Source organism: uncultured Roseobacter sp., from assembly GCF_947499265.1.
Classification (GTDB): domain Bacteria; phylum Pseudomonadota; class Alphaproteobacteria; order Rhodobacterales; family Rhodobacteraceae; genus Roseobacter.
On sequence record NZ_CANMNK010000003.1, the window covers coordinates 37,553 to 51,918 of the forward strand.

Annotated in this window: 16 protein-coding genes; 4 read left to right on the forward strand and 12 right to left on the reverse strand. The window is 58.8% G+C overall.

Features of this window, described 5'->3' with window-relative positions; all coding sequences use genetic code 11:
* The first annotated feature begins 114 nt into the window (after positions 1-114).
* The 4 genes from Q1A63_RS08275 (at position 115) to Q1A63_RS08290 (ending at position 4,285) form a co-directional block, all read left to right on the forward strand.
* The gene (locus Q1A63_RS08275; RefSeq protein WP_298971483.1) at positions 115-414 is read left to right on the forward strand and encodes a septum formation initiator family protein; all 300 of its coding nucleotides are present in this window, start codon (positions 115-117) and stop codon (positions 412-414) included.
* Positions 415-562: 148 nt separating this feature from the next.
* On the forward strand, positions 563-1,573 hold the full coding sequence (gene pdhA / locus Q1A63_RS08280; protein ID WP_299631191.1) for a pyruvate dehydrogenase (acetyl-transferring) E1 component subunit alpha: 1,011 nt from the start codon (positions 563-565) through the stop codon (positions 1,571-1,573).
* A gap of 3 nt (positions 1,574-1,576) precedes the next feature.
* The gene (locus Q1A63_RS08285) at positions 1,577-2,965 is read left to right on the forward strand and encodes a pyruvate dehydrogenase complex E1 component subunit beta (protein ID WP_299631192.1); all 1,389 of its coding nucleotides are present in this window, start codon (positions 1,577-1,579) and stop codon (positions 2,963-2,965) included.
* A 12-nt stretch (positions 2,966-2,977) separates the two neighbouring features.
* Positions 2,978-4,285, forward strand: a complete 1,308-nt coding sequence (locus tag Q1A63_RS08290) for a pyruvate dehydrogenase complex dihydrolipoamide acetyltransferase (RefSeq protein ID WP_299631193.1) — start codon at positions 2,978-2,980, stop codon at positions 4,283-4,285.
* A 63-nt stretch (positions 4,286-4,348) separates the two neighbouring features.
* Here Q1A63_RS08290 and cysE read toward each other — a convergent pair whose 3' ends face one another.
* The 12 genes from cysE to Q1A63_RS08350 all read right to left on the reverse strand — a co-directional run bounded on the left by cysE (position 4,349) and on the right by Q1A63_RS08350 (position 14,280).
* The gene (gene cysE / locus Q1A63_RS08295) at positions 4,349-5,158 is read right to left on the reverse strand and encodes a serine O-acetyltransferase (protein WP_298971473.1); all 810 of its coding nucleotides are present in this window, start codon (positions 5,156-5,158) and stop codon (positions 4,349-4,351) included.
* A gap of 241 nt (positions 5,159-5,399) precedes the next feature.
* Positions 5,400-9,344: a glycoside hydrolase/phage tail family protein gene (locus tag Q1A63_RS08300; protein ID WP_298971470.1), complete on the reverse strand. Its 3,945-nt coding sequence runs from the start codon at positions 9,342-9,344 to the stop codon at positions 5,400-5,402.
* Positions 9,344-9,790, reverse strand: a complete 447-nt coding sequence (locus Q1A63_RS08305; protein WP_298971466.1) for a peptidase — start codon at positions 9,788-9,790, stop codon at positions 9,344-9,346. Before Q1A63_RS08305 ends, Q1A63_RS08300 begins: the two co-directional genes overlap by 1 nt.
* Positions 9,787-10,674 carry a DUF2163 domain-containing protein gene (locus tag Q1A63_RS08310; RefSeq protein ID WP_299631194.1) on the reverse strand — a complete coding sequence of 296 codons (888 nt, stop codon included), beginning with the start codon at positions 10,672-10,674 and terminating at the stop codon, positions 9,787-9,789. Before Q1A63_RS08310 ends, Q1A63_RS08305 begins: the two co-directional genes overlap by 4 nt.
* A complete protein-coding gene (locus Q1A63_RS08315; protein ID WP_298971463.1) occupies positions 10,674-11,306 on the reverse strand; it encodes a DUF2460 domain-containing protein in 633 nt (210 codons plus the stop codon). Before Q1A63_RS08315 ends, Q1A63_RS08310 begins: the two co-directional genes overlap by 1 nt.
* A gap of 18 nt (positions 11,307-11,324) precedes the next feature.
* On the reverse strand, positions 11,325-11,981 hold the full coding sequence (locus Q1A63_RS08320; RefSeq protein WP_298971462.1) for a phage tail tape measure protein: 657 nt from the start codon (positions 11,979-11,981) through the stop codon (positions 11,325-11,327).
* Positions 11,971-12,180, reverse strand: a complete 210-nt coding sequence (locus Q1A63_RS08325) for a rcc01693 family protein (RefSeq protein ID WP_298971460.1) — start codon at positions 12,178-12,180, stop codon at positions 11,971-11,973. The genes Q1A63_RS08320 and Q1A63_RS08325 overlap by 11 nt, the downstream gene beginning before the upstream one ends.
* Positions 12,177-12,494 (reverse strand): gene transfer agent family protein, encoded by a 318-nt coding sequence (locus Q1A63_RS08330; RefSeq protein ID WP_299631195.1) that lies wholly within the window; start codon positions 12,492-12,494, stop codon positions 12,177-12,179. Before Q1A63_RS08330 ends, Q1A63_RS08325 begins: the two co-directional genes overlap by 4 nt.
* 2 nt (positions 12,495-12,496) lie before the next feature.
* Complete coding sequence (locus Q1A63_RS08335; protein ID WP_299631196.1) at positions 12,497-12,910, reverse strand: phage major tail protein, TP901-1 family; 414 nt, start codon at positions 12,908-12,910, stop codon at positions 12,497-12,499.
* A 28-nt stretch (positions 12,911-12,938) separates the two neighbouring features.
* The gene (locus Q1A63_RS08340) at positions 12,939-13,349 is read right to left on the reverse strand and encodes a DUF3168 domain-containing protein (RefSeq protein ID WP_299631197.1); all 411 of its coding nucleotides are present in this window, start codon (positions 13,347-13,349) and stop codon (positions 12,939-12,941) included.
* Positions 13,346-13,684, reverse strand: a complete 339-nt coding sequence (locus Q1A63_RS08345) for a head-tail adaptor protein (RefSeq protein WP_298971452.1) — start codon at positions 13,682-13,684, stop codon at positions 13,346-13,348. The genes Q1A63_RS08340 and Q1A63_RS08345 overlap by 4 nt, the downstream gene beginning before the upstream one ends.
* Positions 13,681-14,280 carry a head-tail connector protein gene (locus Q1A63_RS08350; protein ID WP_299408956.1) on the reverse strand — a complete coding sequence of 200 codons (600 nt, stop codon included), beginning with the start codon at positions 14,278-14,280 and terminating at the stop codon, positions 13,681-13,683. The genes Q1A63_RS08345 and Q1A63_RS08350 overlap by 4 nt, the downstream gene beginning before the upstream one ends.
* Positions 14,281-14,366 lie beyond the last annotated feature (86 nt).

A 14,366-nucleotide genomic window follows, 5' to 3' on the forward strand; every position in this document is an offset into this window, starting at 1 on the left:
ATGCGTAAAAGCGCCTGATTCTTAAAGGATTTGCGACAAAGGGGATTCCCTTGATGCGTCACATGTGCCATACAGTTGTCACGCCCGATAAGAGGCGACCATGAGGCACGATCAATGACCCGAACACCCCGGCCCGCTCTAGGAGCATTTGTGTTCTTCGCCCTGGCCCTTGGGCTTGCAACCTATTTCACCTTTGCCGCTGTACAGGGAGACTTTGGTCTCTTTCGCCGTGCGGAGATTGTCGCGGAAGCCGATGCCCTGCGTCTGCAATTGACCCATGTCACGGGTGAAGTCGCGCGGATGGAAAACCTCACGCAACGTTTGTCGGATGATTTTCTCGATCTCGATCTGCTGGACGAACAGGCGCGCTCGGTGCTGGGCATGATACGGGCTGATGAGATCGTGATCCGCTAAAGGTTTTTCCTTTTAAAATCAACGCATCTACCAGCAAACTGACCACGCGTCAGATTGTCCCTCGCATTAGCGTCCCGAATCCGATAAAGAATAGTTTAACGCTAAACTATCTGCCCGCACCCGGGCGAGACGAGGGAGAACCGCTCAGATGGCACCGCGAAAATCCACCAAAAAACCCAATGTATCGGCGGAGGAGCTCAAGGCCTATTACCGCGACATGCTGCTGATCCGGCGATTTGAGGAAAAGGCGGGCCAGCTCTACGGCATGGGCCTGATCGGCGGCTTCTGCCACCTCTATATCGGGCAGGAAGCGGTTGTTGTCGGGCTTGAGGCCGCAGCAGAGGAAGGTGATAAGCGCATCACATCCTATCGCGACCACGGTCACATGTTGGCCTGCGGCATGGACCCGAATGGCGTGATGGCAGAGCTTACCGGGCGCGAGGGCGGTTATTCCAAGGGCAAGGGTGGCTCCATGCATATGTTCTCCAAGGAGAAGCATTTTTATGGCGGTCACGGCATTGTCGCGGCCCAGGTGCCGCTGGGGGCGGGCCTCGCCTTCTCTGACAAGTACAAGGAAAACGACCGTGTGACCTTCACCTATTTTGGCGATGGCGCGGCCAACCAGGGGCAGGTCTACGAATCCTACAATATGGCGGAGCTGTGGATGCTGCCGGTGATTTTCGTCATTGAAAACAATCAATATGCGATGGGCACCTCGACCAAACGCTCCACCATGTCGCCCAGCTATTGGGAGCGGGGCGCCTCCTACGGCATTCCCGGCGAGGAAGTGGACGGCATGGATGTGCTGGCTGTGAAGGCCGCCGGTGAAAAAGCGGTGGCGCACTGCCGGGCGGGCAAGGGTCCATATATTCTGGAGATCAAGACCTATCGCTATCGCGGGCACTCGATGTCGGATCCGGCCAAATATCGGACCCGCGAAGAGGTTCAGAAAATGCGCGATGAGCGCGACCCGATTGAAAACGTGCGTTCGCTTCTGCTGACCGGCAAACATGCCAGCGAAGAAGATCTCAAGGCGATCGACAAGGAGATCAAGGAAATCGTGAACGAAAGTGCCGAATTTGCCAAAACCTCGCCGGAGCCTGCATTGGACGAGCTCTGGACCGATATCTATGCAACCGAAGTACCGCAGGAGGCTTGAGCCATGGCGACTGAAATTCTGATGCCCGCCCTCTCGCCCACCATGGAAGAAGGCACGCTGGCCAAATGGCTGGTCAAGGAGGGCGACACCGTCTCCTCTGGTGACATCATGGCCGAGATCGAGACCGACAAGGCCACCATGGAGTTCGAAGCTGTCGACGAAGGGATCGTCGGCAAGATCCTCGTCGCTGAAGGCAGCGAAGGGGTCAAGGTCAACACGGCGATTGCCATTCTGTTGGAAGAAGGCGAAAGCGCAGACGATATCGACACATCGACATCAGCGCCGGAGGCGGCATCTGCCGCCGACGCGGTCAACGAGGTGGCCCCTGCGGCCTCCGAGGCGCCCGCCCCTGCCCCTGCCCCCGCCGCTCCCCAAACCGACACCTCCCCCGATTGGCCGGAAGGCACCACCCTGAAGGAACAAACAGTGCGCGAAGCGCTGCGCGATGGCATGGCCGAGGAAATGCGTCGCGACGACTCTGTCTTCCTGATGGGTGAAGAGGTCGCCGAATACCAGGGCGCCTACAAGATCAGTCAGGGCATGCTCGACGAATTCGGCGCCAAACGCGTGATCGATACCCCGATCACCGAGCATGGTTTTGCCGGCATCGCAACGGGTGCCGCCTTTGGCGGTCTGCGCCCGATTGTGGAGTTCATGACGTTCAACTTCGCGATGCAGGCGATTGACCAGATCATCAACTCCGCCGCAAAAACCCTCTACATGTCCGGCGGTCAGATGGGCGCGCCCATGGTCTTCCGCGGCCCCAACGGCGCCGCTGCCCGCGTCGGCGCGCAGCACTCCCAGGATTACGCGGCGTGGTACATGCAGGTACCGGGCCTGAAAGTCGCGATGCCCTACTCTGCCTCTGACTACAAAGGCCTGATGAAAACCGCGATCCGTGATCCCAACCCGGTGATCTTCCTGGAGAACGAAATCCTCTACGGGCGCAGTTTCGACGTGCCGGACATGGAGGACTATACGGTACCGTTTGGCAAAGCACGCATCTGGCGGACCGGCACAGATGTGACCATCGTGAGCTTTGGTATCGGCATCCAATATGCGCTCGCAGCAGCAGATCAATTGGCCGAAGACGGCATCTCCGCCGAAGTCATCGACCTGCGTACCCTGCGCCCGATGGACACCGGCAGCATCATCAAATCGGTCATGAAAACCAACCGCTGCGTGACCGTCGAAGAAGGCTGGCCGCAGGGATCCGTCGGCAATTACATCAGTTCGGTGATCATGCAGGAAGCGTTCGATTACCTTGACGCGCCGGTGATCAATTGCACCGGCAAGGATGTCCCTATGCCCTATGCAGCCAACCTTGAAAAACTGGCGCTGGTAACCACCGACGAGGTGATCGCCGCCGTCAAACAAGTCACCTACAAATAAGGAGCGCGCAAGATGCCAACAGAGATACTCATGCCCGCCCTGAGCCCGACCATGGAAGAGGGCACACTCGCCAAATGGCACGTCAAAGAGGGCGATACCGTCTCCTCCGGCGACATCATGGCCGAGATCGAAACCGACAAGGCGACGATGGAATTCGAGGCCGTGGACGAAGGCACGGTCGGTAAAATTCTCGTTGCTGAAGGCAGCGAAGGGGTGAAGGTAAACACGGCCATCGCAATCCTGCTGGAAGAGGGCGAGAGCGCGGACGACATTGGAAGCACCCCTACCCCGGCAGCTGCAGCCGCCCCGCAACCCGCTGCGGAAGCAGCGGCCGCGACACCACCGGCACCAGCGCCCTCACCGGCGCCTGCAGCGCCTCAGGCAGCGGATGGGACACGCATATTTGCCTCACCTTTGGCGCGGCGCATTGCGGCTGATAAAGGTCTCGATCTGAGCACCGTGAAAGGCTCCGGCCCCCACGGTCGTATCGTAAAAGCGGACGTGGAAGGTTTGAGTGCTTCCGCCGGGCCAACCGCAGCGACCAAAGCACCTGCTGCCACCGCAGACGCCAAGCCCGCCCTTGCGGCCGGACCAGCAGCAGACGCGGTCATGGCGATGTATGAAGGGCGCGAATACGAAGAGATCAGCCTGAATGGCATGCGCAAAACCATTGCGGCGCGGCTGACCGAAGCCAAGCAATCGATCCCGCACTTCTATTTGCGCCGCGACATTGAATTGGACGCGCTGCTGAAATTCCGGGGCGATCTGAACAAGCAACTTGAAGCCCGTGGTGTGAAGTTGTCGGTGAATGATTTCATCATCAAGGCCTGCGCTTTGGCCCTGCAATCTGTCCCGGATGCAAATGCCGTCTGGGCGGGGGATCGGATGCTGAAGCTGAAACCTTCAGATGTGGCCGTCGCCGTGGCCATCGAAGGTGGACTTTTCACACCAGTGCTCAAGGACGCGGAGATGAAATCGCTCTCCGCACTCTCGGCGGAGATGAAAGATCTGGCCGGGCGCGCAAGAGACCGCAAGCTGGCACCACATGAGTACCAGGGCGGCAGCTTTGCGATCTCCAATCTCGGGATGTTTGGCATCGACAACTTTGACGCGGTCATCAATCCGCCGCATGGCGCTATTCTGGCCGTGGGCGCCGGGGTCAAGAAACCGGTCGTGGGTGCTGATGGCGAATTAGCTGTGGCAACCGTCATGTCGGTTACCCTGTCCGTGGATCACCGCGTGATCGACGGCGCGTTGGGTGCGCAGTTGCTGCAGGCGATCAAAGACAATCTTGAAAACCCGATGACAATGCTGGCCTGATCTAAACGCTGGACAAAAAAAAGCCGGAGGCATCGCCTCCGGCTTTTCTGTTTTATAATTTGCTTACGCGTCAGGTCCGAACATGTGGTTCATGGAAATAGACGGTTGATCGCACCCTGCCTCGCCGACAATCCGAGCCGGAATACCCGCAACGGTCTTGCATGGTGGCACCTCTTCCAGAACAACCGACCCTGCGGCAATGCGGCTGCAATGCCCAACAGTGATGTTGCCCAGGACCTTGGCACCTGCACCAATCAGCACACCATCGGCGATCTTTGGATGGCGATCCTCTTCTTCCTTGCCAGTCCCGCCCAAAGTCACGGAATGAAGCATGGAGACATTGTCGCCCACCACAGCGGTCTCGCCGATCACAATGGAATGGGCATGATCGATCATGATGCCCTTGCCGATCCTGGCCGCCGGATGGATATCGACGCCAAAGATCTCCGAGACCCGCATCTGCACGAAATAAGCCAGATCGCGGTGACCTTTCTGCCAAAGATGGTGCCCCACGCGGTAGGCCTGCATCGCCTGATACCCTTTGAAATACAGAATAGGCTGTAAAAGACGGTGGCATGCGGGATCACGTTCATAGATTGCAACCAGGTCAGCCCGCGCGGCCTGAACCAGACTTGCATCCTGCGAATAGGCCTCTTCGACCATTTCCCGCACAACAACCATCGACATCTCGTTTGATGCAAGCTTTGCCGCAATGCGATACGACAAGGCCTTTTCGATGCTTTTGTGATGCAGGATGCAGGCATGCAGAAAGCCGCCCATCAGCGGTTCATCCTGAGTCGCCTGACGCGCCTCGGCGCAAATCTGATCCCAGGTCGGATCAACGGAGGAAATGTTTGGTTTTAGCTCAGCCATCGCGATCATCCTTTTGCGAATGCTTTTACTTTATCTAGTATCTAAAAACCAAACGCAAACCTGTGATGGACTACATTTCGGATGTTGATGAGCGAAAGCCGGCGGAAAAATCCGCGCAGCTTTCGCTTCGAGCTGGGGGGTCAACGGTGCAAACGAGGACAAAACGGCCCAATCAGATTGCCGTTTAAGCAAATGATAAAAAAGGAAAATACATGATGTGAGGCCGACCAAAGTCGACGTCTCAAGCCGCAACTTCCAGTTTACGTGAAAGACCCACGCCATAGACGGCCGAAATCTGCGCCACTTCGATCTCGAAAGGCGTCGCAAGCCCATCTACCATTTGCTGCGTCGCGGGGTACTGCCATGCTGCCTCTGACACGATCTGCTCACGGATGGTTTCCCCGTTTTTAAGAACCCGAACCAGATAGCTTTCGGTCTCCTCCGCAAGCGGCACCTCCGGCACGTCCCAGCTGTCGCCGTCCACACGCGTGCGCCGGACCCAGGATGCAGAGAGATCGCCATTCGCCTCCAGATCCGCGCGCAGATGGACGGGTGCGTAAGGTCGCTCACCGTTCCCGTCAAAAGCATAATTCTGTTGTTCAAAAGATTGATCGTCCACTGGGCGTCGCGCCGGCCCAACGCGATAGGTTTGCGATACCCGACGCAGATTGCGGCTCAGATCGATTTGTTCCGGCAAACCATTGAGAAGCACAAACCATGATCCCGTGGGCCATTGATCCGGCATCAAGCCATCACTGCCCAACTGGCCTCTCAAGCGTGCACTCAAGCGATATGTGTTGGTATCGATGAGTTCTGCTTCACCGAATTGAAAGAGTTCCCAGTTGCCAGGGCTGCCGTCGCCGATCGCCGCAAGATTTGCGCCACTCAGCATGGCATTCATCACCATTGAACTCAGGGAACCGCTGATCAGTTTAACCTCCAACGGCGCACCGTGATCCAAGCGGCCCGCAGGTGCGGCATACATTGGGCTTTGCGTAGTGCCTATGACGGATTTTGCCGCCACCTGGCTGATCAACCGAAAATCGCTGTCACTTGGCGACTGATAGACGGCCACCGATCCGGGCCACGGGCTAGCTGTTGCCGCGACGTGCGGTGCATGTGGTACTTCATCCCCGGTAATCAGCGGCAAATCCAGAAACAGGGATGAGACCGGTACCGGCGGCACAAAGGCGCGCGGGCTTGGCAAATCATCAATCATCTCGGCAGATGTATAGACATCGGGTTCAATACGAACCGCTTCAACAAGCTGCAGCATCCCCTGCTCCACCCTGTCAATGCGATAAAGCGCGCGGCCCTCAGTCTGGTCCCCCAGCATTTCGACCACGTCACCAGCCCCCATCGTCAAACAAGACGGCGGCAAGGCGAACCTGATCGCTTCACGCGCTACGCGGGCTTCGGTCAGCCACCGTTCCGCAGTCTGCCGCCCTTCACCGCGCGTCAAGGCAATCGGGATTTCCGATGTAGAAACCGAGTGGGTACGTTCATCTGCCAGCACCGCCTCTTCCGCAAGCACATCGAATTCCGCATCCGCCTGGACAAAACGCAGCCTGACACGCCCGGCCATTTCCGCCTGAGCGGACCGGGATTGTTCGACCGATCCGTCCAATTCTTCGCTCAGAGCCAGAACATCACGATCAAGCGTGATCGCGTTTTGTCCTTGCCGCATCTTGAAGCTCAGCAGACCGTCCCGTTCAACAGCATCAAATGAATACCGCAACATAAGCGGCTGCAACGAAGCGCGGGCATCATTGACGTCATTAACCATGTAGCCGCGGACAGTGCCGTAAAGCTGGCTGGTGTCGTAATTCGTCAAACCGGCCTTTGTGCAGATTTCCCCCACCACCGAAGCCAGCGAGCGCGCCGACGTTCGACCGTTGATCCAGTGTCCACGAGAGTAGTTCTCGGCATCGCTCCAAAGCCCCGAATTATTCGGGAAATAAGGATAGGGTCGCGCATCCCACGCCCAGACAAAGGCGCGGCTCATGTTCACCATAGGCGCGCCATAGGTAGCAGAGACCGGGTTGTTTTCCGTATCACCCCAGAACGAAACCATAGCGCGCAGATATTGCGCTTGAATAAAGTCGTCTCGCGCGCCGTTAGAGTAGTTGGGAAGGCTGCTTTCGGAAGATTTCAGATCAAGGAACTTATTCGGCTGGTTTGTACCCTTGTCGATTGATGCACACCCCATCTCGGTAAACCAAAATGGTTTTGACTCAGGCACCCATTGCGTTGGGTTGGCGGATCTGACACCTCCAATGCGCTCGTGATGCGGATTGGACCACCAGTTTTTAAGATCCTTATACCGGAAAACCCATGGTTCGTCGTGGGCGCCGTCCTCGATCGGGGTACGGATCTGGTTTTCAGCTGCGTCTTCGGAGGCATAAAACCAGTCATATCCCTCACCGCCCGCGATATTACTCTTCAGATAGTCGAGGTCATAAATCGATCCGACATCCGCATCCAGATGCGCATCCCCTTCGCGCCAATCGGACATTGGCATGTAGTTGTCGATGCCGATGAAATCGATGTTGGAATCTGCCCAGAGTGGATCAAGGTGGAAGTATCTGTCATCGGAGCCGTCTTGTGGCTGATACCCAAAATACTCGCTCCAGTCCGCCGCATAGCTGATCTTCGTACCCGATCCCAGAATTGCACGTACCTGACCAGCAAGCGCGCGCAACCGCTGCACCGCTACGAAGGTATTCCCGGCGCCCCTGATCTGGGTCAGGCCCCGCATTTCGGAACTGATGCAAAAGGCCTCAACGCCGCCCGCGGCTTTGCACAAGGCCGCATAGTGCAGCACGAAACGGGAAAGCGTCCATTCATTTGGACCGCTATAATTCACTGAAAATCCCGAGGTCGAAAAATCTGCGGCGGTCGCGCTGCCAAAGAATGCATTCACCTCGGTGTCCGCGGTTGCCGTACCATCAGGCGAGCCATTAACACCCGGCGCAACCGACAGCGTGATCCTGCCGCGCCAGGGCAGCCGTGGCTGCGTCTCGTCCGGCGCATAGGGGTTGGGCAGCGTGTTCGTGCTCAGCTGATCCATCAGGATGAAGGGATAAAACATAACCTTTTTGCCAGCTGCATTCATCGCTCGGATGGCCTGAACCACAGACAAATCGGTCGGGGTACCACCATAGATCGGACGCCCATCGACAGTTGGCATTGCCTGTGCCGCCGCCCGCGTCAGGCCAGAAACCGACCAGGGCATATTCTCCCCATCGAATTGCTTTTTTTCCACTCTGGGACGCACGCGGCAGGACCCACAGCGCAGATCATTACCGAACCATGAGACAACCAGCGAGACCCCTTCACAATTGGGTAGATCGTCCACCAGGTTGTCGAGAGACACCTTGAAGTCGGTCTTTTCGTTGGGCGTGTTAACATTCGCGCTCCAACGGCTTCCCGGCCCGCTGGTGTAATGCACCGGCGTTGTCGCAAGTGAATACTCACCGGTGCCGGGGATAAGCGCCACGCTGCGCACCGCATAGGTCAGAGCGAGATCTGCGTCTTCTTCATCCAGCTGTTCCGGCCGCGACACTTCGAATGAGAATTGGGGCACGCGGTTGCCAAAGCGTTCCAGCGCAAGGTTTTCAAAGACCACATAGGCCGTACCGCGGTAGGCAGGGGTTGCGCCGGTGCCTTCGATCGCTTCGATCACAGGATCGGGCAATTGGTTCGGCGTCCCCTTGTAGACACGCAGGTTCAGATCATCCGGCGCAATTTCTTCGCCGTTGGCCCAAATACGTCCGATCTTGGTGATCTGACCTTCGCAAATCGCAACGGCCAGATTCACAGAATAGGAATAGCTGCGCGTCTGCGTCTGCGGCTGGCTGGGCGCACCTTTGCCGCCACCTCCGCCGCCCCCGGAAACGGTCACGGTTTCGGCAAAATCAGACGCCCAGATCACCTGCCCACCAAGGCGCATCCGCCCGTAGATCTGTGCCAGTGCCTCACCTTCCCCAACGCTGGAGATCCGAAAACGGTCAACACGTCCGGTTTCGACAACCTCGGAGCCTTGTCCTAACAGCTTCTGGTCAATGACCCGGCCAATTGTTGCACCAACCGCGCGGCCAATCACCGCTGTGGAGAGCCCGGCAACCGTACCGCCAATGGAGCCGCCAATCGCTGCGCCGGCCGCAGAAAGAACTATCGTTGCCATCAGCTGGCCTCCTCAGGGAATGTGAACCGCGCCACGATGCGGCGGCGCCACGGAAGGCTCAGCGAGCTTTCGATGACGCCATGTTTTGAATAGGCATGGATAAAACTGGCGTGATCGCCCAATCGCCCGGCCACCCCCAGATGTTTGGCAACCGCGCTGTCGCGCATCCGAAACAGTAGCACATCGCCCACCGCCTCATCCTCCAATGGCTTGGGTCGCAGGTGACGGAGCGCCGCCGTCCACAGCCGTTCTTCGCCCTGAGGTTCCGACCAATCCATCGAATACGCTGGAATTTCCTCAGGCTCGGACCCATGTAGCGTGCGCCAAATACCGCGCAGCAATCCCAGGCAATCGGTGCCCGCCCCTTTTACCGCAGACTGGTGAACATAGGGTGTCCCAATCCAGTCTCGGGCCTCGGTGACGATCTGCTCCTGCATCGGGGTCATCTGCGGCTCCCGCCCGTATTGGCACCTGTCGATTTCGGCACTGCCAGCATCCAATCTTCCCCGGGAACATCCGGGAATCCTTGGAAATTCGGCAGGTTCGCAAATTTGACCCGACAGGTTTCGCTGCGTTTGTCACAGCCTGCCGTGAGGCGTACGATTGTTCCCGCCTCCAACGGACTGCGAATGGGCTCCCAGAGTTCGATCACGCGCGTGGAACCTTCATAGCGGTCCTGCTTGACCATGCCCCACAAACCTTTTGCGGAGCCGGAGAGTACCTCCATGCGTCCCCGCGCGAACCAGCCGTTGTCGAAACCGTCAAAGAATTCCCACCGAAAGACCCGCGCCTGCGAGACCTGATCGATTGTAAGTTCAATGGAATATTCGGGGGCGGTCAAATTCACGCCGCAGCTCGGATCGCCCAACACGGCGGTGCAGGGTTTTTGATAAACCCGACCCAAGGGACGGTTTAACACCTCCGTCAATCCGCGTAGTTCGGCTTGAAAGCCCCCATCGGCGCGGCGCAACTCGCCAATGGTGCCACGAAATTGCAACCACCGCTGACTGACATCTTTCCAGTTCACCAGCCAGGCGCGCACTTCGGCCTCATCAAACCGGCCCTGCTCGATTTCATCTTCCCGGATGGACAGATCGCTCAAAGCACCAAGCGCTTCGGTGTTGTCAACAGACAGGCCTGTGCTCTGCGCCAGGGATACCGCGCTCAAGCCGGTATCAGCCCGAAACGTCACGCCCTCAAACGCCAGTTCCCGGTCATGATCGGTAAACCCAAGCACCACACCGTCTTTCCGCGTGATCGCCCAAGCGTGTGCAACCGTGGTAAGGCCGCCCTCAAGATGGGCCTGCAGCCCCGCATCCATTCCCGCCATCAGACCCGCACCTCGACAATCGGCACATTGGGCACTTCGCCCGCCTTGAAGCTTGCAATGCTGGTCTGGATGCGGTCGGTATCGAAACGCACCGGCACGTCAAATTCAAACCCCGCTGTCACGGCTTCTCCGACACCGGGCGCCTGCACAAAAGTGATCTCTCCGCTTGTCAGATCCACCGTGTAGTCGATGGTTTCCTGCAGGGCGGCGCCGGCGACGCCCACCTGGATCGTCCCCGAAACGGGTTTGCTGATCGGACGCACATACTCGTATGTGCCGGACTGATAGGTCTTGATCATCGAGAATGTGGTTTGCACACCATCTCCGGCGCCTAACGTCTGGTCAAAGGCGGTGATGTCCTGCGAGGGCTTTGACGAACGATAATCCGACCAGTCTTTCCAGCGGAATGCAAAAAGCTGGCCAAACCGCGCCTCGAAAAACGCGATCAACGTCTCGATATCATCGAGCGAGCGCATGCCCATGCCGGCGTCATACCGTCTGCGTGAATGCGCCCAAGGCGCGTTACGCTCCTCGTACCCATTGCTGATTGTGACGACATCGGTGCGCCGCTCGGGCCCGCCAACGGAGCCAAAGCTCAATGTGGCCGGAAACCTGACTTCATGGAATTGCATTGCTTTGCTCCCCTCAATTTAGCGATTGCGTTGCCCGCGCCCCAGGGCGCGTGACATCTGGGCCGCGATCTGGCCCTGGCTGCGCTGGAACCCCTGAACGTCCGGGGTGCTGATGTTCATCACAACGGTGCTGCCACCGCCGCCTGCGCCGCGCACGCCCAACTTGCCATCGGGACCCCGTGCAAGCGGCATGATGGCCTCTGGTCCAGCCTCCCCCATGATGCCCATGCCGCCGCGCATCCCAAAGGGTGTTGCACCGCTGACGATGCCACCGGTTGCAAAGGGCATCACGCGGCCCTGGCTGAAGGGCGCGCCATCGGCGAAAGGCAAAACGCTGCCAATCAGCCCATCAACGCCCTGCGCCAGCAGCCCGCCCACCTGATTGGTCACTGGTGTGATCGCAGCGTTATAGGCGGTATTTGCCAGGCTCTCGGTGAGCTTTGACAGCGCGTCTGACAGGTTCAACCCATCAAAAACCACCCCGTCGAAAGCACGACGCAGCCCGCGGCTCAGCCCTTTCTCCAGGACGGCGATATCCCGTCCCGTTGCTTCGAGCGAGGTCTTCATCCGCCGCAGTTCGCTGTCAAAACCAGTCACCAGCACACTGGTCTGTGCCAGCGTATCGTTCAGGTCATCGGCGCGTTGCTCAAAATCGTCAAAGCCTTCATCCATCATCGCCCTCGTCCTTATTCTCATTGTCCGGGTAGGCCGCCATCAGCGCGTCAAGGCCAGTGCTCAGCAGCGGCCCCGTCTTTCCTGGCTCGTCCAGCATCAGTTGAAATTCAGCGGGGGTCAGCGCCCAAAACGCTTCGGGCGACAACCGCAATCCCCGCAACCCGACTTTCATCAGGGCGGGCCAGTCCAACCTGCTCATGCGTCAGGCACCGTGAAGGCCCGCGCCAGCAATTCTGCCGCCGCACGGGCCGCAGCCAACGGCCCGCCTTCGATATCCGCGTGATAAAGTGCATCGTCGGATACATCGCATTTGCCGCCGCGCAATCCCGCACGAAGCAGCGCCAGAACATCCTGACTGGTAAAATTGCTGCTCTCAAAGCGTTCGACCATCGCCATCAGCGACTGAGACTCCAGCTCAGCCTCCAACTCGGCAATCGCCCCCAGCGTCAACCGCATCACCTGGGTTTCCCCATTGATGCGCAAGGCCACATCGCCCCTCCAGGGATTTGCCATGATCAGATCGCCGTGAAGGTCAGCGACCCGGCGCTGGCCAGAGACAATTCATAGGTCGCCTCGCCGTTGTGGCTGCCGCCGTATTCGATCGACGTCACCTGAAACGGTCCCTCGACAATGCCGAAATCCGGGATTACAATCTGGAAATTCGGCGCTTCACCGTCAAAAAATAACTGCCGCGCGCGCTCGTCGGTATCGGCGTCGCGGAACACGCCCGAGCCGCTGATTGACACCGACCGCACACCGGCGCCCGACAGCAGCTCGCGCCACCCGCCCTGACTCTCCAGGCTGGTCACATCGATGGTTTCGGCATTGAAGCTCACCCGCGTGGCGCGCAGACCCGCAAGCGTGGTGAACGAACCACTGTCCGTCATGTCGACCTTGATCAAAAGGTCTTTTCCGTTCTGAGCACCCATGGGTTATCTCCTGTTTGAAATCAAAAAGTTATTCGTCTTCGACCCGCGCGCGAAACCGCATCCGGATCTCGCGACCAGCGTTTTTGTCGATGCGCCGTGCTTCGGCGCGCTGGAACCGCAGATAGACAAGCCGCCCGCGGCTTAACGGCAAATCGGCATCCTGCAACGCGTCTGAAATCGCCCCTGCAACCGCCTTTGCCCCGGCAAAACCGGGTTGCGTGGTGATCACCGAAATATCGATGGTATGCAGCGCCCCATCGCCCGTCTGGTCGGACGCATCACGCGCTTGTTCCCGCCCGAGGCTGACGTAGGTCTCCGGCAGATTACCGCTCGGCACGGCGTCGTAGACATTGTTTCCAACCAGCGCGGTCACGGCAGCATCATTGGTGAGGGCATCGAAAATGGCGGCCTGTAGCGCGCCCGACATGGCGTAGCTCATACCGCTGTCTCCTCGGTGGCAAAGCAGGTGATGTAGCGGCCATCCGCATCTTCATCCGCCACAGCTTGAATGACGAAAAACCGAGCACCATCACGAAACCGCTGTTCCGGCTTTGGGCGGTCAGGCGCGCCGTGCGGGGCACCGCGCACCATGATCCGGTAGCTCATCGACGAGATTGGCGCGCCCGAGAGCGCGGTCTCGCGCCCGGTACGCGCTGTGACCTGCGCCCAGAGTGTGCCCAACGCCTGCCAAACCTCGACATAGCCACCGGCCCCATCGGGGACCTTCTGCGGGTCTTCCAGCACCAACTGCCGGTTCAGGCGAGGCGTCTTCATCGCACCGACCCCGCGCCCAGGCGCAGCACCTTGTAGCGCTCGATCAGGCTGCTGACACCAAAGGGCATACATCCATCGCTCAGCGAGGTCTCATGCCGGTATTCGTAGTAATGTGCGGCCAGCAGCAGCACGGCCTGACGCAGATCAGCAGGCAAAACATCCCAGGTCGGACCGTAGCCAGCCTCGAATTCCACCACGGCGGACCCACCCTGCGGGATCACCGGCAGGCAGGCGCCAACAGACCGCAGCCGCGGGCGCTGACTGTCGCGTTCCAGCCAATACTGTCCTGCATCAATCTCAACCTGGGTGCCATCACGCGCTACGGTCGACAATCGCGACAGCGCGGAAATCGGGGCAACCGGCAGAACCTGTGCATCGCGATCGCGCCAGAAGGTCAAAGACCAGCTGAACGGTCGCGTCATCAATACTTTTCCGGTGCGGGCCTCAACAGCGGCCATTGACGCTCGCAAGAACCCGGCCAGCACCTCATCCTGCGCGCTATCCTGACCGAAGCTGGTGCCCAGCCGCAGATGCGCTTTGAATTCATCGACTGGAAGTGCAGCATCCGGCACCGTCGTCTCTTCGATCAACATCATGGAATGTCTCCAAAAAATTGCTCCCCACCTTAAGAGGAACCGGGCGCGCGCCCATCTGTATTGCTCGGTCGGAGGGGAGCAGCTAG